The sequence below is a fragment of the Butyricimonas synergistica DSM 23225 genome, assembly GCF_000379665.1.
GTDB classification, from domain to species: domain Bacteria; phylum Bacteroidota; class Bacteroidia; order Bacteroidales; family Marinifilaceae; genus Butyricimonas; species Butyricimonas synergistica.
This window is the reverse complement of record NZ_KB903368.1, coordinates 320,350-344,898: the sequence shown is the minus strand read 5'-3', so window position 1 is coordinate 344,898 and position 24,549 is coordinate 320,350. Positions and strand designations below refer to the sequence as shown.

Annotated in this window: 16 protein-coding genes and 1 rRNA gene; 1 reads left to right on the top strand and 16 read right to left on the bottom strand. The window is 46.0% G+C overall.

From position 1 onward, the window contains the following. The 3 genes from A3CY_RS0115480 to A3CY_RS0115465 all read right to left on the bottom strand — a co-directional run. Window positions 1-154 (bottom strand): 16S ribosomal RNA (locus tag A3CY_RS0115480); the annotation flags it as partial. 730 nt (window positions 155-884) lie between these two features. Next, window positions 885-1,673: a diadenylate cyclase CdaA gene (gene cdaA, locus A3CY_RS0115470; RefSeq protein ID WP_018338847.1), complete on the bottom strand. Its 789-nt coding sequence runs from the start codon at window positions 1,671-1,673 to the stop codon at window positions 885-887. A 90-nt stretch (window positions 1,674-1,763) separates the two neighbouring features. Continuing rightward, on the bottom strand, window positions 1,764-2,630 hold the full coding sequence (locus A3CY_RS0115465; protein ID WP_018338846.1) for a DMT family transporter: 867 nt from the start codon (window positions 2,628-2,630) through the stop codon (window positions 1,764-1,766). Between the two features lie 86 nt (window positions 2,631-2,716). On the opposite strand from A3CY_RS0115465, the gene A3CY_RS0115460 reads away from it, so the two are divergent. Further along, window positions 2,717-3,352 carry a LolA family protein gene (locus A3CY_RS0115460; RefSeq protein ID WP_018338845.1) on the top strand — a complete coding sequence of 212 codons (636 nt, stop codon included), beginning with the start codon at window positions 2,717-2,719 and terminating at the stop codon, window positions 3,350-3,352. A 69-nt stretch (window positions 3,353-3,421) separates the two neighbouring features. Here A3CY_RS0115460 and A3CY_RS0115455 read toward each other — a convergent pair whose 3' ends face one another. From A3CY_RS0115455 to A3CY_RS0115395, 13 genes are all read right to left on the bottom strand, one after another. Next, window positions 3,422-6,046 (bottom strand): zinc-dependent metalloprotease, encoded by a 2,625-nt coding sequence (locus A3CY_RS0115455; RefSeq protein WP_018338844.1) that lies wholly within the window; start codon window positions 6,044-6,046, stop codon window positions 3,422-3,424. Window positions 6,047-6,063: 17 nt separating this feature from the next. Further along, window positions 6,064-8,676 carry a zinc-dependent metalloprotease gene (locus tag A3CY_RS0115450; protein WP_026207739.1) on the bottom strand — a complete coding sequence of 871 codons (2,613 nt, stop codon included), beginning with the start codon at window positions 8,674-8,676 and terminating at the stop codon, window positions 6,064-6,066. 190 nt (window positions 8,677-8,866) lie between these two features. After that, window positions 8,867-10,411: a PKD-like family lipoprotein gene (locus tag A3CY_RS0115445; RefSeq protein ID WP_018338842.1), complete on the bottom strand. Its 1,545-nt coding sequence runs from the start codon at window positions 10,409-10,411 to the stop codon at window positions 8,867-8,869. A gap of 20 nt (window positions 10,412-10,431) precedes the next feature. Further along, window positions 10,432-11,112 carry a DUF4843 domain-containing protein gene (locus A3CY_RS0115440; RefSeq protein ID WP_026207738.1) on the bottom strand — a complete coding sequence of 227 codons (681 nt, stop codon included), beginning with the start codon at window positions 11,110-11,112 and terminating at the stop codon, window positions 10,432-10,434. Window positions 11,113-11,125: 13 nt separating this feature from the next. Further along, window positions 11,126-12,604, bottom strand: coding sequence for a RagB/SusD family nutrient uptake outer membrane protein (locus A3CY_RS0115435; RefSeq protein ID WP_018338840.1), 1,479 nt, complete (start codon window positions 12,602-12,604; stop codon window positions 11,126-11,128). Window positions 12,605-12,615: 11 nt separating this feature from the next. After that, the gene (locus A3CY_RS0115430) at window positions 12,616-15,990 is read right to left on the bottom strand and encodes a SusC/RagA family TonB-linked outer membrane protein (protein WP_018338839.1); all 3,375 of its coding nucleotides are present in this window, start codon (window positions 15,988-15,990) and stop codon (window positions 12,616-12,618) included. An 86-nt stretch (window positions 15,991-16,076) separates the two neighbouring features. Further along, window positions 16,077-17,255 carry a FecR family protein gene (locus A3CY_RS22190; protein WP_018338838.1) on the bottom strand — a complete coding sequence of 393 codons (1,179 nt, stop codon included), beginning with the start codon at window positions 17,253-17,255 and terminating at the stop codon, window positions 16,077-16,079. Window positions 17,256-17,344: 89 nt separating this feature from the next. Beyond that, a complete protein-coding gene (locus A3CY_RS0115420) occupies window positions 17,345-17,947 on the bottom strand; it encodes an RNA polymerase sigma factor (RefSeq protein WP_240388169.1) in 603 nt (200 codons plus the stop codon). An 88-nt stretch (window positions 17,948-18,035) separates the two neighbouring features. After that, window positions 18,036-19,364: a TlpA family protein disulfide reductase gene (locus A3CY_RS23360; RefSeq protein WP_040371877.1), complete on the bottom strand. Its 1,329-nt coding sequence runs from the start codon at window positions 19,362-19,364 to the stop codon at window positions 18,036-18,038. Between the two features lie 61 nt (window positions 19,365-19,425). Then, window positions 19,426-20,793 (bottom strand): TlpA family protein disulfide reductase, encoded by a 1,368-nt coding sequence (locus A3CY_RS0115410; RefSeq protein WP_169503685.1) that lies wholly within the window; start codon window positions 20,791-20,793, stop codon window positions 19,426-19,428. 15 nt (window positions 20,794-20,808) lie between these two features. Next, window positions 20,809-22,110: a TlpA family protein disulfide reductase gene (locus tag A3CY_RS0115405; protein ID WP_026207736.1), complete on the bottom strand. Its 1,302-nt coding sequence runs from the start codon at window positions 22,108-22,110 to the stop codon at window positions 20,809-20,811. A 67-nt stretch (window positions 22,111-22,177) separates the two neighbouring features. Continuing rightward, a complete protein-coding gene (locus A3CY_RS0115400) occupies window positions 22,178-23,596 on the bottom strand; it encodes a hypothetical protein (RefSeq protein ID WP_018338833.1) in 1,419 nt (472 codons plus the stop codon). A gap of 50 nt (window positions 23,597-23,646) precedes the next feature. Beyond that, entirely contained in the window at window positions 23,647-24,549 is a 903-nt protein-coding gene (locus A3CY_RS0115395; protein WP_018338832.1) for a hypothetical protein, read from the bottom strand.

The following is a 24,549-nucleotide window of genomic DNA, read 5'->3' as shown; positions in this document are numbered from 1 at the left end:
GGGTTATCTCCCGGCACGAGGTTGGTTGCACACGTGTTACTCACCCGTGCGCCGGTCGCCATCAAGGTATTGCTACCTCATGCTGCCCCTCGACTTGCATGTGTTAAGCCTGTCGCTAGCGTTCATCCTGAGCCAGGATCAAACTCTTCATTGTAATAGTTATTTTCAGAAATTATTCTGGCCGGGTCATGTGTGTGAATCACGGCATCGCGCCGTTTATCGATTCTCGCTCGCTACGTTGTTCATTTCAATATCTTAAAGAACTCTTCTTTTCTGTTTCACAATCACTCCATTTTTGAAGCGAAAGTGGATGCAAAGATAAATCGTTTTTCTTCATACTTCCAAATCTTTTTCAAAGTTTTTTCAAACTTTTTTTGAAAGCCTCCAAATCTCTTGTTCCAGCATCTTTTGTTACTTACTCTCTCTCTCGAAAGCGGGTGCAAAGATAACGCGATAAAATTGCCTTCTCCAAATATTTTGACCACTTTTTTGTAACTTTTTTACAACTAACTCAACAACAATATCTTAAAAAAACAACCTTTTTATCATCATGAAGCGAGGGTGAAGTTTTTTCCGTTATTCCTACCTCATGAAGTCATCTTTGAACGAGATTAAAACGAAACATTTTATTAATTCTGACATAGGTTTACTTCGGTTTATAGTAAACTTTTTTCAGGGTAACACGATCCCGGGATAAACACGGGGAAATTCCGGGAAAGAAAGGAATTACACAGGTTTTAAAAACAATACAAAGACGTTTCAAAGACGTTCACGAACGTCTTTGAAACGTCTTTGTATCGAAGGTGAAACGTCTTTGATCCCTATCTTCATCGAAACTACACCCTGATTACACCGGGAACACCCCGTTGTAGATTTTCCGGCAACTATTTATTCACGACAAAACCCGAGAAATCATTATGCAGGAAACTATTCAATTCCTGTGGAGTGATTCTGACCTTAAAATGCCCATCCTTCACGAAAGTAATATTTCCGGTTTCCTCGCTGACCACCACGATATGGGCATCCGTGGCGGCACTCATCCCGATAGCTGCACGATGACGCAACCCAAGACTTCCCGGTATATTATTATTATCAGACACGGGCAGAATACACCTCGCCGCAAGAATCTTGTTGTCGGCAATGATAACAGCCCCGTCATGCAATGGCGAGTTTTTAAAAAAGATATTCTCAAGCAATTCTTCCGTAACGATAGAACGGAGCAATACACCCGTCTGGGCATAATTAAACAACTCCGAATTTTGGGACAACACGATCAAAGCCCCCGTCTTTGTCTTCGAAAAATAATCACAAGCCCGGACGATAGCATCCGCCACCTCGTCTTTAATAGAAGTTTTCGTGAAAAGCCGTTCCAGGTTGAATATGTTTTGCAGATTGTATTTACTACCAATCAAGAGCAGAAAACGCCGCACTTCCTGCTGGAACACGATAAGCAAGGCGATCACTCCCATCCCGATAAATTGTCCCAGGATGTCAGACATCAACTCCATGTTCAATGCCTTGACCAATAACCAAGCCACGTAGAAAGTGAAAATTCCGGCGAATATATTTATAGCGACAGTTCCCTTCACCAACTTGTAAACCTGGTAAAATATAAAGGCAACTAACAAAATATCGGCTATTGCAGAAAAATTCAGCGATATAAATAACAACATATCTACATTCTTAAAAGGTCAAATTCTCCCGCAAATTTAACTAAAATACGAAAGAAACAATCACTCGCGTTCATAAAGTTTGTTCTTGACTTACTTTTTCATCCGACAGACGACAACAAGTACTGCCGCTATCACGATGAATAAACCTATATAGTTCACATAAGTCAATTGCTCCCTAAAATAGACACCCCCCACGGCAATAGCGGTAATCGGCTCCAGCGTGCCGAGCACGGAGCTGGGGACGGAACCGATCAATTTCACTGCCGCAACAAGCAAGCGGGCGGACACGATCGTACTCAATATCGCCAATTGTGTCATATCCAACAGGAAGCGGGGACGCGTGACAAACTCGAGTTTCCCTTGTAGCAAGGCAACGATCACGTAGAAAACAGCCGTGAATAACAGCACGTAGCAGGTCAACACGTCGGGCTTCATCGCTTTCAGCACGGGACGGTTCAATGCGGTGATATAACAACCGTAAGTCACCGTGGACATGAGCACGAAGAATAATCCCCACCATTTCACGTCTCCCGGTGTCCACGATAGCAAGTAAACGCCGCAGATGGCGAGCACTATGCCCGCCCGCACTTCCAGGGGAAGGCGTTCTTTGTAAAATATCATCATCAGAATCGCCACAACAACGGGGTAAAAGAAGTGAATTGCCGTCGCCACTCCCGTGGGCATATAGTGGTAAGACCACATCAAGAAGAAAGCCGTCACCCCGTAGCCCCCGACGCCCGCCAGCAGGACTTCTTTCGTTTCCGCCCGGGACAACCGCATATCCACGCGGCGTATCAACAAATATATAGCATAGACGATGCCCGCGATCCCGTATCGATATACCAGTATTGTTTCATTATTTACCCCGTCGATGATCGCCTGGTTGGCGTACAACGGAATCAACCCGAAAGTAGCCGCAGACAACGCCGCGAATATGATTCCTTTTACCTTATCCATCTCCTATTTTCAAAAAACGGCACGAAGGTAGCAATTTTTTCTCTATATTCGCGATACAATTAATTACACACGAAAATATGAATAGTATGAAGCACATATTGACACTTATGATCCTCGCCCTCTCCGGCATATCCGCATCCGCACAAACGGACGAAAAAGCAAAAACGATTTTGGACAAGACGGTTGAAAATATCAAGTCATATCCTGCCGTGGAGGTGGTCTTCGACCTCTCGATGATTAATAAAGAAGAGAATATCCAGGAAACGCACCACGGGAAAGCGTACATGAAAGACAAAATGTACCGGATTGATGCCATGGACGTGATCAATTACTTCGACGGGGAAGTGATATACACTTATATGCCCGAGCAGGAAGAAGTAAACATCAAAAACCCGGACAATAACGAGGAAGAGATGTTGAATCCTTCCATCCTTTTCGACATCCATAACCAAAAATTCACCCAGAAATTGATCGAGGAGAAAGACGGGAAAGCGTATATCGAACTGACCCCGAAGAAAGAGCATAAACAGATTTCCAGAATTGGGGTTTGGATTAATACAAAGACGAACATGGTGGAGAAAGTAACCTCTTTCGGGAAAGACGGCAACGATGTGATCATCATGATAAAGAGCCTGAAAAAACCGGAGATGGAACTCGATGTGAAATTCTTCCGGTTTGACAAGGAAGCCCACCCGGAAGTTGAGGTGATCGACTTGCGATAAAAATAAAACAATTCCCTCAAACCACTCCCGCACAGGGGTATTTGAGGGAATTGTCATTCATAAAACCCGTTATTGAATTTCTTTCGATTTCTTAATCTTGTACAGCAAATACTCGTAATGCAACCGGGTATCTCCGGAACTGGAAGATACGGTTTCTTTCAACAAAGTTTCTATTTTCAATAACATCCGATAGAACAGATGTCCCTGCGGGTAAGGCTTAGAAGTAAAACCATATTGTGCATAAAAACCTTCCACGGTAGATGGTAATAAATTGTTATCGAACGCATTCGGGGGCTCTGGCATGAATTCCTTCTTCCCTTCCAAGAAACGATTCAATCTTTCATAATCTACAGACACCAAAGCACTTGCTCTTGCCGACGGATCAATCACGGAAGCCTCGTCTGCCACCGTTGAAGTTGCGATGACCGCGGCAAGAAAAACCATCTGCAAATCACGTTCCACCTTATCCAGCGGACGCTTTTTCAACGTTCCCTCCCACACGATCCGGTACAACTCATCCATGTATTCTTCCGGCTGATAACCTTCTTTTGACTTTTCCGCGCTCAGGGCGACCATACGCGTGCGGGAGAATAACGTGTTTATAATATCCACCCGCACGTCATTCACTTGCGGTGCCCGCATCGGGATCTGCCGTATAAAATCTTTCCTCTCTATCCAGGACAAATCTTTCGCCTGATCCAACAGAAAACGAATCACTTCCCGCTGTTTGGCTTTAGGCACTACGCGATAAGCGGGAAGATTCTCGTCTGCCATCACCTCGTTCACGTAAAATCCCCCGATGTACGCGCCCAAATTCTTCAAGCCTTGCCCGGATAAGCTCACCGACAACAAGTTATACAGGTAACTACGCATATCAAGTGTCTTATCATTCTTCGCGAACCACTTGTCAAAATTCGCGTAAGCGATTTTCAAATTCGCGATTTTATATTTCATGACTTTCACCTGGTCGTCCCCCAGGTCACCCGGAAGTATCCCGGGATCGACACTTGCAATTATAAAGGGATCACGCCCAAAACGGCAATAGGGATTCTCTCGCGACTCCTTTATCCAATGATCCAAGGTCGCACGCTCGTCCCGGGACGTCTTGGCATCCATAATCGGCTGATACAACCATTTTATCAAGAAATAATCATATTCACCTATCCCGTTCTGGGTCAAACACGCACCATCACGCACGTCGTCCGGCTGGGCAACATAATTGCACGGCACATCATCCATGACCGAAGGGCTCAACCCGTATTTCCGGGTAAACGATGCCGAACGTAAAGAATCCACCGGATAAGCTGACGATGCCTTATAATTATTGGCTAACCCCAAGCAAACACCCACTTCCCGTGTAATGTAATTCCGGATCATTCCGCCCATGACATGATCGGGCAGTTCTGTTGCCCGCACCTCGGGATCGGTTGCCATCGTGGCGATAACCCGAAGTCGATAAAAAGTGCTCAACATATTGTGGTGCATATAAATGGAGGCATTCAATATCTCTCCCGTACGTATATCGACATGCATGGAATTTTGCGGACTATACATCCAGGAAGAGGTGGGGGCATACCGGATCACGGAATGATTTATATCCAACGCATCAAAGGCGGGATCTTTCGGAAATTCTTTCGCTTGAACGGCATTCTTAAACCCGATCCGCTCGAAAGCCTTATTCCATTCCTCCACGCCTTCCCGAATATATTTTTTCCATTTTCCGGGCATGAGTGAATCGATATAAAACACGATTGGCTTCTTCGGCGCAACGAGTTCGCCTTTACCGTACTTATCCCGGTTTTCCGGTTCAAGGCGCCAACGCTTGGTCAGGTACAACGGTTGCAATCCTTGCTGCCCGTCTTCAAAACTCGCCCTCGGTATAAAGCTCACCCCCACGCGGGAATCAGCCAAACGAGGCATCATGGGTTCTTCCGGCAACAGAAGCAACATTTTATCAATCGTGGCTGAAACTTTCAAATCCCGTGATCCCAAAAACATCCCGATAATGATATAATCCACGTCATACCCCAACTGGCAGGTTACCGCGATACTATTGCCGTTTGCCTTGATTCCACGCAACATACCTCTCTCCGGGCGATACTTATGATCCCGGTAAACGAAGCCCCACTTCGAATTTGCCGCATAGGAAGAAAAAGGATTCGTGTGCACGGTATGTTCCATAAAGAACGGGGTCATATCCAAAACGACAGCACTGCTATCCGGGGTGAAAACCTCTATTTTAAGACTATGCGTGATACCCGGCATGGCAGATTGCTCGATCGCTTTCTTTACAGGCTCCCGATCTTGCTGGTTCTCCACCTTCGCGACTTTAATCATCCGGGCATTGATCGTGTTCCCGTTCCGGGTAAACATCACGGTCTGGGGTTCTGCCGCAAACTGTCCGACCACTCCCTCCCCGTTATCGCTGATGTCCGCGATAGACGATGCCAGCAACATCTCCCGGTTCAACAGGCGAAGCGGAAATTCCACGTACACTTTGCCGTTCATTTTGTGAACGACCATCAACCCTTTCACCGTCTCCGCATTTTTATTCTCAAAGAATTTCTGATATTCGGATTTCATTTCTTCTTTCGCTTGCTCCTTTTCTTTCTTCTTCCGTCCTACCGCGTAAACATCACCCATCACGCCGACAAGAATAGGCAACAAGCACAATATATATGCTATTTTTCTCATGCTATACAACTTAAAGTTTATGATTCCAAAGCTTGATCCAATTTATGAATCAACAATTTATAATGGATACGAGTCTCTTCCGACCCCGTGTTTATCTTGCTTTTCAACAAGGCTCGGGCTTTTTTCAATATATCGAAATAAATTGCTTCCATGGAAGTCTGCATGGGTCCCGTCGTGTAAGCCGCCCCAAATCCCTGAATCTCTTCCGGCAATAAAGCCTCGCCGGACACTTCCTGATTAGTGAAAATTCCCACGCTATTTACCGGCAGGACGCCATATACCTCCCTGCTTTTCGCTTTTATATACTCGGGAACTTCCAAAGCCAGCCCGTTCACGAGTGCCATAGACTGTCCCCCCATGCCTTTTACGGTAACTTTAGAACCCGTGATCAGGTGGGACAAGTATTTAGTTTGCAAACGCATATCCGTTCCTGTCAAGATTTTCCCCTGGCGTGTCGGGGCAAAGACAAAGTCAAATATCTGATTCATGTACATTCCGGGGGTATAGTGATCCCGGTCAGTCTTCTCCATACACAGGAATAAAGCGCCGACTCTAGACATGATTCCCTGGAATATAGCATTTTCCAGATCGCCCGAAATGTTTTTCATCAAGGGTAAGGTCTTTTGCATTCCCGGTGCATCCAGCCAGTCCATATCTTTCAGTTGTGCCAGCATAAAACGCAGTGCCCGTTCTTGTTTCTCCCGGGAAACCGGCTCGTAAAAAGGCAGGGGATCACCGTCATACCGTTGATTGATGTATATCCCGCCAATATTGTATATAACGTGATTCAGATAACGGAAATACTGGTATATCAACTCGTTGTAAATATTCTGGCGGAAGGTATAATCTTTATCGTCCGCTGCCACCCATTCATTCAAATTTGCCAGGATGTATTTCAGATTCTTTATTCCATACGTTGCCGCTTTCATTGCATCGTCCCCCAAATCTTCCTCGAACGAGCTTGGGTCCAGTCGCCCGCCGAATTGCTGCATCCCGTAACGATAAGCCGGATCACCCGCTTTCTCGCTGATCCAACGATCCAGCGTGGGCACTTCTTCCTCCGAAGACCTAGCATCCGGAAGCGGCGTGTATAACCATTTTATCGTGTAATAATCATACACCCCGAGGCGAGGCGGAGTCAGACGTACTCCCCGTTCCTTGTCGCCGGGCTGAGCCACGTAATTGTTACGGGCATAATCCATGATGGAATAAGTCGTCCCGTACTTTTGCGTGAAAGAAGGGGAACGCAGCGAATCGACCGGGATAGCCGCCGATGCCGACATATTGTGCATAAAACTCAGACAATGCCCGACCTCGTGCGAAACAACGTAACGAATGCAATCGTGCAATGTTTCCGGGTCAAGCACTTTACGCCGGACGTCCGGGTCTACCGCTGCCGTATGGATAAAACGCCAATCCTGCACCAATTTCACCAGATTATGGTACAAGTACACGGAAGCATTGATAATCTCCCCAGTTCTGGGGTCTGTCCACGAGGGTCCCATCGCGTTCGCTATCCACGAGGGGGAATAACGGATGCAGGAATATTTCAAATTATCGGGATCGAATTCCGGATCATCTTTCGGGAAATCTCTTGCCACGATGGCATTTTTCAAGCCGATCTTCTCGAAAGCATCCTGCCACACTTCCACCCCTTCTTTTATCGCCTGTTTCCAGTTCTCGGGGAAAGCGTCGTCCACGTAAAAGACGATCGGCTCTTTCACGTCCACGAGCTTCCCTTGCCGGTAAGCCGCCTCATCCACCGGTTCCAAACGCCACCTCTGCGCGTAATAGCGTCCCTCCATTCCCCTGTTCCGGGTATCGAACTCCATTTTTCCCTGGTAAAAAATCGAAATCCGGGGATCAGCCAAACGGGGACGCATCTTTTCCTCCGGCAACAGGATAAAACTGCGAGTCATAACTACCGTGAAAGGCATCTGGTAATAATAGAACCGCATCTGGTCCCTTACCGACACCGTATAAGTCAATGCTGATTGCACGCTGATATTATCGTCAAAAGCCTTCACGCTTTCGATCTGTGAGTTATTCTTTTGAAATACTTTTTGCAACTGACGGGGATAAATTGTCGCGGGAGCCCAGTAGGTAAAAGGGTTCAACCGTTCCTCGTCACTAAGCAGAAAATCCGTCATATCAACCACCACGGCACTACTATCCGCCGAGTACGCCTTTACCGGGAATACCTGCATGATAGCCGGGCGATGGCTTTCTTCCAACCGCTTGGCGATATTGGCATCCGGTGTATAATGACCTGATGACAACTCACACAAACTAACGACAGAATCCGTTTTCATGAAGGTCACGTGCAACGGCATTTTAGGCTTCTCCCCCACGCTGCCGAAATTATTATCGGTTATAGCGGTTATCGTGGAACCGATCAACATCTCTTTTCCCAACAACGATAAGGGAATTTCAAAATAAATCTTCCCTTCCATTTTGTGCAAGGTAATCATCCCCTTCTTCGTTTCACATGCCTTACCTTTAAACAGCTTCTCGTAAGCCGTTTCTTTTTTAACTTCTTTACTTTCGGATGTTGTTTTCTTCTTTCTTGCCGTCATGGTCAAGGGAATAAGCAGCATCATAATCACACAGAAAAATAATTTTCTTCTCATACACTTTGTTTTAGTTCTATACAATACAAGACAATTGAAGATTGAAAATGGAAAATGAAAACACACGCCATTCTAAATACAATAAAGAAAGATTCTTCGTTGCACCCAAAAGGACTGAAAAAATGAAGCGTTTAAAGTAAAACGCACGAAAAGCTCATTCTCAATTTTCCATTTTCAATTTTCCATTATTTTACATATCCCAACTGCTGGCACCGTAACGGTAGATCACGTCCACGATGCGGTCGCCGAATCCGGTAATGCTTTTAATCAATTTCGGTTGTCCGGATATGAACGTGGCGTCCGTCACATCATACAACAGGAATTCCCCGTCTTCCATCCCCAGCCCCATTTGCTGGTTATTCTTTATCGGGTGGAGGGCTGCTATCGAACGACCGTTGAAATCCGCGTACACTTTTATCACCCCGGTACTGCGGTCGTGGTAATAGAGTTTATCATTATCGGCACCTCCCGTGAAAAACAAATAACGTCCCGCGGAACTTTTCAACAGCCAGAACTTGCTTTTCTCCGTGATATATTGCCCTCCCGAGAAATCGAAAACGCCGTCACTGGAACTGATCGTCACTTTTCCCCTATCCTTCGCGTAAGTCGGGGAAGGCACCGTGAAAGTCTGGTAAACATAGTCGCCCGCGTCATTCTTTAGCAACAACATATGCTGACAACTCCCCTGGTACTGGTTGCTGAACGATGAACCGTACACCAGTTTCATGTCGCCCATGTCGTGCAACGGCACGAAACCCTTCGGGTAATCCGATTCACTCCATAGCACGTGATAATCTTCCGTGTTGTTGTAATAATTACAGTGCAAGTGAATCATCCTACCGTTCAGTTCGTCATATAACAATATATGTTTGGCATATTGCCATGCCGATTCGATAATCGCCGCGATCTTATAGTCGGGCTTGCCGGGCAGGACAACCGGATCACTATTATAAGCCGCCGAGTGGAATCCCGTTTTATTGGGATCACGGAAGAAACGGGTGTAAATCTTCCCGTCGCCGTTCAACAGCACGTTCGTGTACTGCGGGTAAGACACCGTCTTCACCTCAAGGTTGGCAGGAGCTTTACCATCAAGGAACTCGTCCCGAGTCAACATCGCTTTCTTCATACTATTCCCGTCGATTTCCACCGTTCCCTGTCCCCCGCGCTGAATAACTAAAATCTCACCGGGAGAACCTCCGAAATAAAAATGCTCGATCATCTTCACGGGTAACTCGCCGAGATCTTCACCGTTCATTTCCTTGTACAACTCGTAGTAAGTGGTAAATTCCGTGCTGGCATTCACTGGTTCCGTGTGGTTGATATGCGCGATACATGATTTGCCGTTCTTCTCGTACAACACGGCAAACCCTGACCGGAACCGCGAATTAACAGTCATCGTGGTGATCTGCGTATACGTTTCACCGCTGCGATCGTCCGTCACGACGAGTTGCAACTTGCGTCCCCCGATCTTCTCCGCTTTTATTTTCAATACTCTTTCTTTGGACACCGTTTCCTTATCCACCTTCCATTCAAAAGAGTAATCCAGTGTATCGGCACCCTCCTCGTAACGGATGGTCGGGGAAAACGTCGCCTCGTCGTTCAAGTACACGGTCTGAGCTTGAATAGAGATCATGATTTTACGGGATTCTTTATAATCGTAATTCCCCTTATCGTCAAGGCAGGAAGACAATCCTGCCATCGTCAACAGAACTATAAAAATATATATCTTTTTCATTACATCGCGATTTTAAATTACTATCCCATCACGGTGACGGTCATATTCAACTGGTTTTCGTCTTTGACGGGAGTTCCCGCCGTTTCCATTTCCCGCAAATGGTACAACAATTTACGGGCTTGTGACAACCGCTGGTCGGGCGTAAGATCCGTCCAATCACCCACGCCGGTCACCTCGATCAGCTTCTCGAATTTCGTCCGGGAATACGTGCCGAGGAAAGATTCCACCACCGCCTGATCCCACCATTTCGGGCGGGACACCTCGTTGGAGAAACGAATCACTTTACGCGTGTAGATCGTCTGTCCTGGAAGCAATTTGCTTCCGCCCTTGATTTCCACCACCAGGCGCAAGTTCTGTTCACCGGGATGATAAATAACCAACTTTTTCTCGTCGTACACGCTGTTTTTGATGAACATCGGGTTCTCCGGCAAAGTATAATATTCCGGGGCGGCGGTAGTCGCCTCTTTCACGACCTCGATCTTGAAATCGGAATCCTCCGGCAGCAATTGTCCTAACAATTTTAGCTCCAAAGGAATCTCCATGCTCAATTGCCCCGGGTAAAAAAAGAAAGATATCTCTACCGAATCGGGATAAGCCGACACGAATTGCACGTAGTTTTCCGCTTCATAAGTCGGGATATCCTCCCGGTCACAAGCTGTGAAAAAGAAAAGTATGCTCAAGTATAATATAATATTTTTCATATTCCTCATGGTTTTAATGTATATCTTCATTCTCCGGCAACGGGAGCACAAATTTTCCTCCCATCACGATCACTTGTGAACCGTTCAATATCGGGCTGTTCATCCGCTTGAACATGAAGAAGGTTTGTCCCTCCGTCAAATATTCCTTCATTCCCTCCCACATCAGATCCGTCCGTATCCTTGCCTTGAAAGCTTCGTTGTTCTCCGCGTCCACGTCCGCGGCAATCTGCCGCTTGGCTCCCCGCTTGCCCCTCACGTAGTTCAACATGGAAATAGCATTTATTTTATCGTTATTTTCCAAGTATGCTTCACTTAAAATGTAACACATCTCACTCAACCGTATCACCGGAATCAAAGGATACTGCTTGGCATAATCGGCAATCACGCCCACGTCAAGCCACTTCTGGGAAATTTGTCCCCCGTCACCACTGACGATCAACCCCTTGCGGTAATCGTCGCCATCCTGCCGGTCGCCGTACATGGCGTCCACACCTTTCAACAACATCTTGGGTCCGGTGCCCAAACGGAACTTTGCCACCTTATCGATCAATTCCGGATCGTGGAACGCGAAAAGAATGTCATCCCAAGACTTCGTGTACGTGTACGGGGCGAAGAAATACCAGCTGTCCGTGAACGCGACAAAACTCTTTTGCGTGGCAAAACGGTAGACAATAGAGGCTTCCCGGATGGCATCTGTCGTTTTTCCGCCATACATATAAAGGCGGGCCAGCATTCCCGTCACCGCAAGGTAATTCATGCGGCATCCCCGGTACCCGAAGAAACGGTCTACAATACTGGCAGAGGTGGAAAGACCGAACCGGATCGTCCCCGTCATGGCAAACGCATTCTTCAACGTGTCGAGTTCCGCCACCAGATGTTGAGCCTGTTTCAGATCCGCTTCCGCCAACGCCAATATCTCGCTGGTCTTTTTCTTCTCCTCGTACTTCGAGGGATATATCTTGAAATAAGGAATATACGCCCCGTCATCCCCCGTCGAAGGCGCGGGAGCGAACAAACGCAACATATCGAAATGCAGGAATCCACGCAACGCCAGCGCCTCCCCGAGTATCATATTCTTCTCTATCCTCCCGTTGGGGAAAAAGGTAGAATCTTTCGGCTCAATCTCCGCAATCAGCTTATTACAATTCGCTATCGCGTTATAACTTTTTGACCAGATCGTAGAAATCACCGACTTGTTCTTTTCCATTCCGTAGTTATAAGTTTCCAACCCGGGGTACGATTTTTGCAAATCCGTGTCATCATACGTCTGAGCTAAAGCACTCACGAATCCCCACGTCATCTCCCGCCCGTACAAGTCCTGCTGGGACAACATCTCGTATATCCCGTTCAACGCGTTGCGGAATCCCACGTAATCTTTGAAAACCTTATCGTCATTCGCCTGGTTCTCCGGTTCGATATCCAACCATTTGTTACAGCCCGACAAACACGCCGCCAGCACGAATGTCCACAATATATAACTTACTTTTTTCATAATCACCTGTTTTAGAAACTTGCATTTAAGGTAAAGTTAAACGTCCTCGCGTAGGGATAACTCAATCCCCGCTCCTGTTTCACGCTCGAAAAGTTGGCAATATCCTTCATATTGAATGACAAACGCAGCATACTAAGCCCGATTTTGCTAACCAGCGACGTGTTGAAATCATATTGTACTGTCAGTGAATTAAAGTTCAACACGTTATAATTCTGCACGAAACGGGAAGTCGGACGGGTCGTCAACGAACGATCCTGTATCGCCTTCAAGCGGGTCACGTCGCCCGGTTTCTGCCACCGCTCCGTCAACACGCGCTTATCGGCATTCATGTTGTAAACATCCACGTTTTCCACTTTCTCCACTAACGTGGAGTTGTATGCCTGCCCCCCGAACTCATAAAGGAAAGAGGTAAACAACGCGAACGACTTATACTGCACGTTCAGCCCGAAAGCACCCTGCGCGTCTGCCTCCATGTCGCCGAGAATCACTTGTTCCCGCGACTCCCATTCCGAAGTCACCGTCCCATCCCGTTTCAAGTAAAGTTCCTGCCCGTCACTCGGGTTGATACCGAAAGACTTCATCCCGAAGATGGACGTCAGCGAGCCCCCTTCCACGTATTTCATAAACGGCTTGCTGTATTGCGGGTCTTGTTGGGAGAATACACTCTCGTTATACCCTTCATATTTCTCGTCAACCCGGTCGTTATAAGCCTTCAACGACTCGGAAATCTTCAGAATCTTGTTTCTATTGTGTGCCAGATTGCCGAATACCGAAACGTACATATCATTACTCTTGTACAAAACCGCCTTCACGTCGAGTTCAAATCCCCGGTTCCTCACCTCGCCCAAGTTATCCTTGTACACGGTGAAGCCGGTAGAAGCCGGTAAAGTAACATCGGTAATCAGGTCTACCGTTTTCTTGTCATACCACGCCGCTTTCAACAAAATAGCATCCTGCATAAAACCCAAATCCAACTTCACCTCGTTCGAGATCGTCTTCTCCCATTTCAACTTGTCGTTCCCCATGTAATAAAGATAAATCCCGTTTCCCGTGATATAATAGTTATCAGACACCCCGTAAGTATGTTTGGCTGCATACGGGGGAAAGTTCGTTTTTCCCAATTGCCCGTGAGTTGCCGTCAGGCGTAGTTGGCTCACGATCTCCTGGGTTTTCATGAATTCGTAATTATGGATATTCATACCCACCCCGATAGAATAGAAAGGAGCGTATTTCTTGTCCGTACCGAACTCGGAAGAACCATCCAGGCGAAAAGAAGCATCGAGAAGATAGACATTATTATAAGTATAATTCAACGTGGCAAATGAACCGAACAAACGCGTATGATTGTCCGACACGCCAGGCTTCGACACGATCTGTTCCGCGTAACTCGGCGTATTCAGCGTACCCGAGGGAAAACCCAAGTAAGAAGCGGTAAAATAACTACGTTTGTTTTCCACGGTATTCAACCCCAAAGTCAGATTCATGCTATGCTTATCGATCGTCTTCACGTAAGTAAACAACAAGTTCAAGTTCATCGACAACTCCTTCGTCGTTGACTCGGTCAACGATCCCCGCAACGTTTCGCTCTCGTCACCGAATTTAGCCGACAACGGGTCGACAAACGTCTTCGTCCAGTAATCCCGTTTCGTCACGGAAAACTGCCCTTTCACCTGCAAACCACTAGCCCCATACCAATTCAGGCTCAAGTTATTCATCAACTCGTCATACCCGTTCTTGTCGAAACTCTTCAATAATTCCGCCTCGTACAACGGGTTGTCGTAATTCGTCGCCGCAGAATGCCAGAACTTTGTTGCTTTCAACCAGTTGCCCTCCTCGTCCTTCATCGGGTCATACGGCAATTTCTTCGTGTAATCGCTGAACACCCCGTAAGGAGAATTCTTCGCCTTCACCACGTCATACGTGATATAATTCCGAATCTGGAAATCGCCAATCCGGTAATCCAGCGAAAGCCCCGCCCCCTTCCGGTTTCTCACGGACCCCTTCATGACACCGTTCTGGTTATCATACTTCAGGTCGACACCGAAACGAATATTCTCGCTTCCCCCCACCACGTAAAGGCTGTGTTTGTGATTGACCTCATTTCGCAACGGTTGCGAAATCCAATCAGTATTCACGCCTTTCAGCACGTTATTCAACTTGGAGAGATACTCGCTTTGTAACGTGTAATACTTATCGATATCGTCGCTCTCGAACAACCCCGCCAAGCGCTCGGCTTCCAGTTTTTCCGAGGCATTCATCAGGTTATAGTCCGACAAATCAGGCACGGTCAACGCCCCGTTGAAACTATAATCCACTTGTAATCGTCCGGCTTTCGGGGCTACGGTCTCGATCACGACCACCCCGTTTGCCCCCCGCGAACCGTACATTGCCGTGGCTGCCGCATCTTTCAATATCGTGATGCTCTCGATGCGGTTCGGGTCGAGGTCATACACTTTCTCCATTGTCACCTCGAAACCATCCATAATAAAGACAGGGGCATTCGGGTTATTCGACAAGGCGGACTTCGACAAATCCCCCTTGTCCAACTCCATCACGCCGATACCGGAACGACCGCGGATATAAAACTCCGGCAGCGTGTTCGGGTCCGATCCCATCTCGTTGTTACGCATGATACGCAAAGAAGGATCGAACACCTGCAAGACATCCACGACATTGCTGGAAGAAACCTTCAAGATATCTTCTTTATTCACTTTCACGGAATTACCGGTAAAACTGGATTTCTTCACCGTGGCATACCCCGTCACCACAACATCCTCCAAGTTCACCTTTTCCTCTTCCAACACCACGTTCACCTCCCGCAGGTCGGTCACCTTCACTTCCTTGCTCTGCATCCCGATAAAAGAATACACCAGCACAAGGTCTTTACGTTCGGGCAACGTGATCTTGTATTTACCCAGCGTATCCGTCACCACCCCGATAGACGTCCCCTTCACCAGCACGGTAACCCCGATCAACCGCTCTCCCCGTTTATCCTTCACGATTCCGGTGATCGTGATTTTCTTCTGCTCCTCGGTTTTCTGCGGGGCTTTCATTAAAATCACGAACTCCTTGTTGATCTCGAAAATCAAGCCCTTGCCGGTCAAAACCTTCTCCAACAACTCGGTCAATTCTATTCCCCCGAAATTCGCCTCGACCTTGGCGTTCTTATCCAGCACATCGCTGTTATACACCACGATGCAACCGGTTTGCTTACGAATCTCCTGAAACAACTCGTCAAAAGTCGTTTCTCCCATTTTCACGTTCAGGCGGTATTGCGCATTGCTGCTAGCATATCCTCCTAACATGAAGCAAAACAGAAATACAATAACTAATCGCATAACCAAGAATAATTTCCAGCGTTCGTTTTTCCACAAAACGAACCCCATTAATGGATTTTTTTTCATACATTTGTATTTTAAGTTACCAAACTTGATTCAGACCGAAAGGTGGTACGAACACCTGACGGTCTTTTTTATTTCTCATAAATTCGAATCGTTCGCCCGTCTACCTTAAAGTACACGTTTGAAGTCTTCTCTATAAAATGAAGCGTGAATTCCAGTGTATTATTTCTCTTTACAGCTCCCGTGAACCGCTTGCCCCGTGCATTGTCATTCTCGAAAACGAAATCCACGTCATACCAGCGGCTCAACTTCACGACCAACTCTTCCAGCGTCATTTCCCCAAAATCGAACAACCCGTTCCGCCACGAGGTATATGCCGCCACATTTACTTCCTTCCGGGTGATCCGGTGCGTTTCCTGATCGACCACCGCCTGCCACCCGGGCACCAGCGAGCATTTATTCCCTGCGTTCCCGACCTCGACTTTTCCGGTCACGAGAGTAACCTCCACCCGTTCTTCCCCCTCGTAAGCCATCACGTTAAAAGACGTTCCCAACACTCGGGTTGCCACACCCGAAGCGTGCACGATAAAAGGACACGAAGCATCCTTTGCCACCTCGAAATAAGCCTCGCCTTTCACGTAAACCTCCCGCGTATCTTTTCCGAAAACAACCGGGTACCTCATTTCCGTTTCGGCATTCAACCACACCCGCGTACCGTCGGCAAGGGTCATGATGTATTCCCCGCCACGAGGAACAACCAATTTATTATATCCCACGGGCTGACGCTTCAGCACTTCTTTCAAACTATCCGAAACCTCATATTTCAACCCGGCGGCAAGGTCTTCTTTCACCATCGCCCCTTCCACCTGCATCCGAAAAGAAGTATCCGCCGTCAACGGGATCATTCGCCCGTCATCCAGAACCAAGGTTGCCTTGGAACTGCCGGATAACACCTCCGCTAAATTCAAGGAAGGCAATTTCGACACTGGCGTTTCCCTTGCCCACGGGAAAACCATCACGCCAATAATCACGCAAGCCGCCGCGATTCCACCCCAAACGTAACGTACCATCCGCCGCTTTCCCGATCTTGACAGACGTCCCAGCAAGCGGCTTTTCCCTGTTTGTACATCAATTTTATCCCAACGCTCCGCGTACCCCAACCGGTAATAAAGCCGGGACAGACGCTCGTATTCCCGTCGATTTTCCTCGTTCTCCTCCATCCATTCCCGCACTCGATTCACCTGCTCTCCCGTGGCGTTTCCGCCCCAGCAAGCCAGAATATCCCGGAATATATCATCATCTATTCTCATGCTTTCTCTTGTTTGTTTTATTAGTTAAACAAGATTTTTTCTTTCGCGGGTGAATAAAAAGATAATTTTTTTTTCTGGAACCTACTAAACTAACGAGAAAGAATCTTACTAAAACGAGAGATAAATAAAAATATCATTCCCCGTTGTTCCTTTAGCAGCACGCGCAATTCTTTTAACCCGATTTTTAATAAGGTTTTCACGGTATTGAGCGACACACCTAATTCCTCCGCCGCTTCTTTATACATACGCCCTCTCAACATGACACATTCCACCACGCCGCGAGTCTTCTCCGGAAGAGAATCCAACGCTTTCCGCACCATATGAACCACCTCGGGATCAAGTTCCTGTGCTTCCTCTTGGGCTATCTGATAATGAGGCAAGGCAAGCAGCTCGGTCTTTATGCCTCGCCGCAACAACTGGTTGGTACAACTATTCTTTACCATCGTGAAAAGAAAGGTGCTCAACGCCCGCTCGTGAATCCGTTCGTAAAGAGCCTCTTCCCACAACTTAACCAACTGCTCCTGAACCACATCCTCCGCCGCGGACAAATCATGCAACATCCCGTCAGCAAACAATACTAACGGTTTATAATAGCGTTCAAACAAAACATTCATGCCCTCTCGTTTTCCCGCCTTTAACAATTCGATAATTTGTCCGTCATTTACCATGTATCCATTCCAGTAATAACACAAATATATTATTTAATTTTTATTTCACAAATAAAGAGGGTGCATCAAAATAGACACACCCTCAAACACACACACTATAATCACGAAAAAACTATTCTATCGGTTCTGCATACATACTTAAATATTCCACTGTTTTCGGGTCAGAAGGACGACTCATGTTCGCTTCCATTATCTTTCCTTCTGTGTCGATCAGAATAAAATGCGGGATACCATTTACCCGGAAGGCATTCGTGAAAGCCTCATCACCTCCCGTGTGAAGTTGGATACCTCCCATTTTTTCATCTTTCACCATCTGTTCCCATTTTGCCTTGTCTTTATCGGTTGAAATACTTACAAAAGCAATCTTTGTTCCCTTGAACGCTTCTTCCAATTTCTGCAAGTGGGGCAATTCCTCCCGGCACGGACCGCACCAGGTAGCCCAAATATCGATATACACCAGATTTCCTTTCAAATCCGACAGGCTAACTTCTTTCCCGTTTATATCCAGATACTTGAAGTCCGGGGCTTTCTTCCCTTTCGTGATAGTCGTCCCTTCCGCGTATATTTGGGCAAAAGCCTGTTTGATAACCGGATCAGTGACATTTTCCTCAAATATCTTCTTTACCTCGTCCGCTCTGCCAATTCCTTCACTATCGATATACTCAATAGCAAAAGTACCGATCAGGAATTCTTTCACTTTCGGGTTTTTGATATTCTGCAAGATATAGTTCAACTCGTTCATAACGATCTCCTCTCTTGACGCACTCTCCAAGTCAACTCCCCGGTTAGAGATCGTCCCGACAGCCCCTTGCATATAATTCGTATAACCGCTCAATTGCAACAACCATCCGTCCTCGACCATCAAACTCTTCATTTTGTCGTAATATGCCTCGGAACAATCACGTCCCCGTGCATATTGCCACAAAATACCGTACACTTCATACCGGATACGATATTTATCTTTCTCTACAAAAGCTTTATCAAATCCTTTACTTTCCAACACTTTGTAGTTGTCCTCCACGTATTGGTCCATCTTAGCGAGGAATTCATCTTCCGGCAAAGAAAAATCCCTCATCACCGGAATCTGTAATTCCTTCCCGCTGATGTAACTATTCTTTGCGGCATCTTCTCCCTCGAAAGCAATTTCCAAGCCGGACGGGGTCATATCCCAAACCAGGGTAAACCCTTTGCCCGGTTCCAGGTAAACCGCTTTATTCTTCCATTTATAAGTAACAATACCATATTGCGGTTCATCGACAGGCAACACGACGGAGGCTTTTCCCTCTGCACTCAACTGCAAAGTGGTATCCATTTTAGTCAGATAAAACGACACTCCCTCGTAAGCCTTGTCTTTCACAACGACCTCAACTGCCACGTCTTTCTTTTTCTGGCACGCGCAAAACACCAACGAGATCAATAAACCAATAAATAATTTTCTCATAATCAATTTTTTAATGAATACAAAATAACTCATTCTCTAATTATACGAATAGAACTTCCCGTCAACCTTCCAGCCCGGTAAGTTCCCGAAGCATTTCTTCTGTTTTCGGGTCAGAAGGCGCCGTCATATGTGCATCAACGATACGCCCTTCCTTATCTAACAGGATAAAGCGAGGAATACCGCTAACCACGTAGGATTTGGCAAAATCAAGGTCGCCATTCACGAACAACTGAATGCCCGACACTTTCTCTTCCTCCATAGCCTTACGCCAGGCTTCTTCTTCCCGGTCACAGGAAATGCTTACAAATACAATATCTTTTCCCTTGAACCTCTGTTCCAACTTTTTCAAGAAAGGAATCTCCCGACGACACGGACCACACCACGAAGCCCACAAATCAATATACACGTATTTCCCGCGGAAAGATTCCAAGGCTACATTCTCCCCCTTCGCGTTCGGGAAATTGAATGAAGGAGAGAGAGAACCGGGTTGCACTTTTCCCCAAGTGGCGCACACGGTTTCGAAATCCTGCAATTGTTTCGGGTCCTTCACGTATTGCTTGTAATACTCCACCAGTTCCTTTTTCCCTTCCACGCCGTGATCGGTCGCATACTCGTGGATAAAATGGTGCATTAAATCACCCAATAACACGGAATCCTTATAGTTCGCGAGGATATACTCTATCTCTTTGTCTATCACCTGCTCCGGAGTTTGTTCCCCCGTACCTCTCGTGGCAAGGGTTTTGATTGCCCGCTGCACGAAACGGCGGTACTCTTTCAATCCCACCCAATCGGCGTTCTCCCCGGCTAATTCCTGCATCGTGTTATAGTACAAATCGGACGGTTCAAAATTCTCGACACCCGCCATCCAGCGATGATTCATCCGGTAAGTATTCCACGAAGCATAGGCGAGATAACGCAAGCGTACCTTCTCCATATCCGAGAAATCTGCCGACAACTTCTTGCTTTCCAGCGCACGGGTATTCATCTGTATCAATTTCTCGGTTTCTTCCTTCAACGCTTCCTCGTTCTTGTAAAATAAAGAAGATTCAAAAGGAGTGATGGAAGAAGACAAATACTCGTTAATTTCCTTGCAATTGCCGGAGAAAATCCGTTTCCAGTCATCCACGTTACCGGAAAAAGTCATTTCAACAGGCTCCCCGCCTGCCAGGTAAAGCGGGTAAAACTTACGCCCGTAAGTAACATTGGAATACTGCGGGGCAATTTGAGGAATCTTTATTTCCACCACGCCATCAGCCGGTACTTCAAATACCTGTTCTTTCCCGTTAATTTCCACGATCAACGGCTCGTTCTCCGCTTCCGTGACCGTACAACGAAATACCAAGTCTTTCAATTCTACTTTTTTTGCCTTGTTCGATTCACACCCCCACGCCAACAACACCAACAATACATACAAAAAATACGTTTTCATCATCATTCTTTTTTATTATTCCTTATAATCAACTTTCTCCATGGGTTCGGCAGGACAACGCAAACCCGCCTCTTTCAACAAGGCATCAACAATCTCCGCCTTGTGGTATGGAGCCGTGAACGGGTCGATATTATTATACCGCACGTTCCCGTTTGCATCGAGCACCGCGATATGAGGTATCGCCGTCACCCCGTAATCCATGTTCATCACGTTCTGTTTGGCGAAAGCTACCTGCCAATTCATGCCCATATCTTTCATGAAGCCCTGCATCAACTCAATCTCCAACTCGGGCTTCCCGTCCGTCGGAACGGTACGATGGTTCTTCGAATCCACGTGATAACCCATGATAGAAGTTACCCCAACAATCTCCACCGGGTAACCAGCATACCGCTTCTTCAATTCTCTCATGTTCGGGAATATTCCCAAGCAAGGCGCACATTTGGTAGCCCAAAAATCAAGCAGGACGATTTTACCCTTGAAATCATCCAAACTTTTCTCTTTCCCGTTGCTGATCCAGATAAAATCCAGTTCCGGGGCTTTATTGCCGACCAAAGTTCCCATTGCATAAGGACCTTGCAGATAATCGATGCCTTCCTGCACCCGTTCCCGTCTTTTTCCCTTAGCGTAACGCTCATTATCTAACAAGGTTGTATATTGCTTCAACACTTTTTGCCGAATCCCATCTTTTTCTACCGCCGGAACGTTCTCCGCCGTGAAAGCCGTATTAAATACCCCCATCGAAGCAAATACCGCTTCCTCGGGCAAGGTCAAATCCAACAAGGATTTTACATTTTCTAAAATGCCTAACTCCATCCATCCGTCACCTCTTACTTGGGCTAACCCGTTGATCACATCCGTCATGGCTTCCCCGTTCTCCAACAGGAAATCTTTCATCATCGGGTGTAACACTACCGCTTTAAAAGCTGCTTTCTCTAATCTTTTCCCCTCGTTGTAATCGTCGGCTAAAGGCAAATACTTCCAACGATAAAAAGTTGCCGCCGCACCTTCCTTCCCCTCCTGCTTTGCTTTTTCATCCAACACCGGAGCCAACCAATTCCTTAAGTATCCATTCAAAGGAATACTCCCTTCCTGAAAAACAAAATGAACCTGTTCCGCTGTAATCTTGTTTATATCAAATTCTTTCGCACTCTTCTCCACAGCCTCCTGAAAGGCTTTGTTTTTACCTGCTTCTTCCTGCTGATCCGCCACGGCAAACGCCGCATTCCTGCATAAATCCTTCAATTGCTCGTTTGTAGGCGCTTTCGGTCCGCAAGCCACGCAAAGGAGAAGAAGCGATAAATAGTATAGGTTTTTCATATTAATTCTTATTAAATTAAGAAATCAGTTTTTCCGGTCTTTATTGACCGGAAAAACTGATTTTAATTTATTCATTATAGAAAACAATAAAGGACAATTCCTGTTCATCTTTCATCCAGGTAATCGTTTGTTTATTTACTTCTTTTTCCGAATCATAAATAATATCTGAAACAATATAAGTCTGTTTTACAGTTGTTCCATCATTCACTGCTTCAAAGAAATAGGGATTATAGAAGAATAAGCTAAAGTCTAATCCATTAAAATCCAAAGGAATTAAAGCTGGTAATTTATCCATATACAAGGGATTTCCTCTCTTCGTGGCAAAATCACAAGTATATCCTGATAAATCAGCATCTAATAAATCTACCCGAACCATTTCACCCTCTTTTTCTACATATTGGGGAATATATTCTTCATTTTCAATCTTATAACTAACAATTGATCCACTCTCATAAACAATATTCGTAACGTAATCACTTAAATTACCACCATCCTCTGAACGTGTAACTTTCGTAACTTCATCATTATTATTGTACTCATAATTATATTCAATAAAACTTCCCGCTCCCGCCATATTCATATAATTATAAGTTATTTTAGATACCATATCATTATTTCCATATTCAAAATTAATATAATATCCACTCATCATATTACTAGCCATCATTCCAATTCTATATACTCTTCCATCCTCCGGATAGTCTCCTCCTTCACCCATGAAATCATCTGGAGCATTAAAATTAATTGGAAGCGATCCATAAGGAGACAGTCCACCTACTCCCACTGCAGCCAAATCCTTCCATGTCTTCTGTCCCGTTCTACTAATCGTGATTGATTTCTCAAACTTCTGATCTTTATTATCAATAACGACAACTTTCACCGTATTATCCCCATCCTGCAATCCTTCCACGTGAACATTTAAATCATATTTAGATTGCTCTGCATCAAGACTTAAATCATAGGTACCAGACAACGTTTCACCTACATATATTTGCAATTCTTTCAACGGAATCAATCCGCGTACTACGGTTAATTTTACATTACAATTCTCGAACCAAGTACTCATCGTTCCCTCTGCCGCAAACCGCACGTCCAGCTCCGAAAACTTCTTCACCGTCAGCGAGATTTTCTTGTTCACGACCTGTCCGGCTTTATCCTCGATCTTCAAGGTCAACATCACTACCGTGTTGTCCGTGTACGGGGTAAGGTCGAAATCGTAAGTATAAGTATGATTGTTCGGATTTGAAAAAGAAGTCTGCTCGTCGATAGCCTTGTTCGATGCATTATCAATCAACGATACTTTTGACAAACCTTCCTCTGAAGTAATCGGCAAGCTGATCTTGTAAACATCTGCCGTATCCCTTTTAATCTCGATACTCACGTCTTTTCCATCAATAACAGGAGCCATCCCGGGATCATCATCCGAACAAGCAACAAAACCGGCGATAGCCAAAATTGACAACAAATAATTTTTCCACTTTTTCATAATTCATTGATTTTAAATTGGTACTTTAATTAAGTTACACGTATTCTATTTTACAAAAAATCCTCTGCCAGCGGGTTTATCTTGGCGATATCCACCCCCATAGCTTTTAAACTTTTAGCAACATACTGCATTTTAGTACGCATGACAGACTGGTTCCAGACAGCCTCTCTCGTTTCTTCATCCATCTTCACCAGATGCTCCACGAACGTACTCAAATCCTCCACTTGAAGCGGGTAGTAATACTGTTCTTTGTCCGTGATCGGGAAAAATCCGCGGCTCATGTAATATTCAGCCGGAAGAATCTCTCCTTTTTCCCGCTCGATCTTCGTCCCGTACAATTTAGAAGCGGGGTCAAAGAACAGCTCTTCCACGAAGATATTCCGTTGCACGTTCACGATATACCCACCCAAGAAGATATAATGTATCTGCCGGACAAACTCGTCCCGACGTTCCGCGGACATGGTAGCCAAGGTAGCCCGATCCAGTCCGGCGACCGTGAAACTATTCATGTTCGCCACAGCGTCATGCAAACCGGTTTTCTCTCCGTTCGGTTTTGACACTCCTAACATTTCTCCGTACACCTTACTGCATATCAAAAGTTTACGGGGCAACATATTCAACTTCACCGTATCCCCGTAGCAATTGAAGATATACTCCTCCAAGAAAGTGATGGCACCCGGCACATCTTCTTTTTCCAGATAAGTCAATTTCGCCTCGCGCCAGGTAGCCGCCTGCTCGAACTGGTAAGCAAAGTCCTTCAACTGGTCGAACTGGTACAATATATACGTTCCGTATTTTTCCTTGAAAGCCATAACACCGGCGTTCGATTTATCAATTAACGCTTCCAGCCGATCCTCGTCTTTCAACGAAGGCGTGACATCCTCGTCATCGCTGCATGACCAAAGCGTACAAAATATCCCGATCAATAAATACAAGCTATATCTTTTCATCAT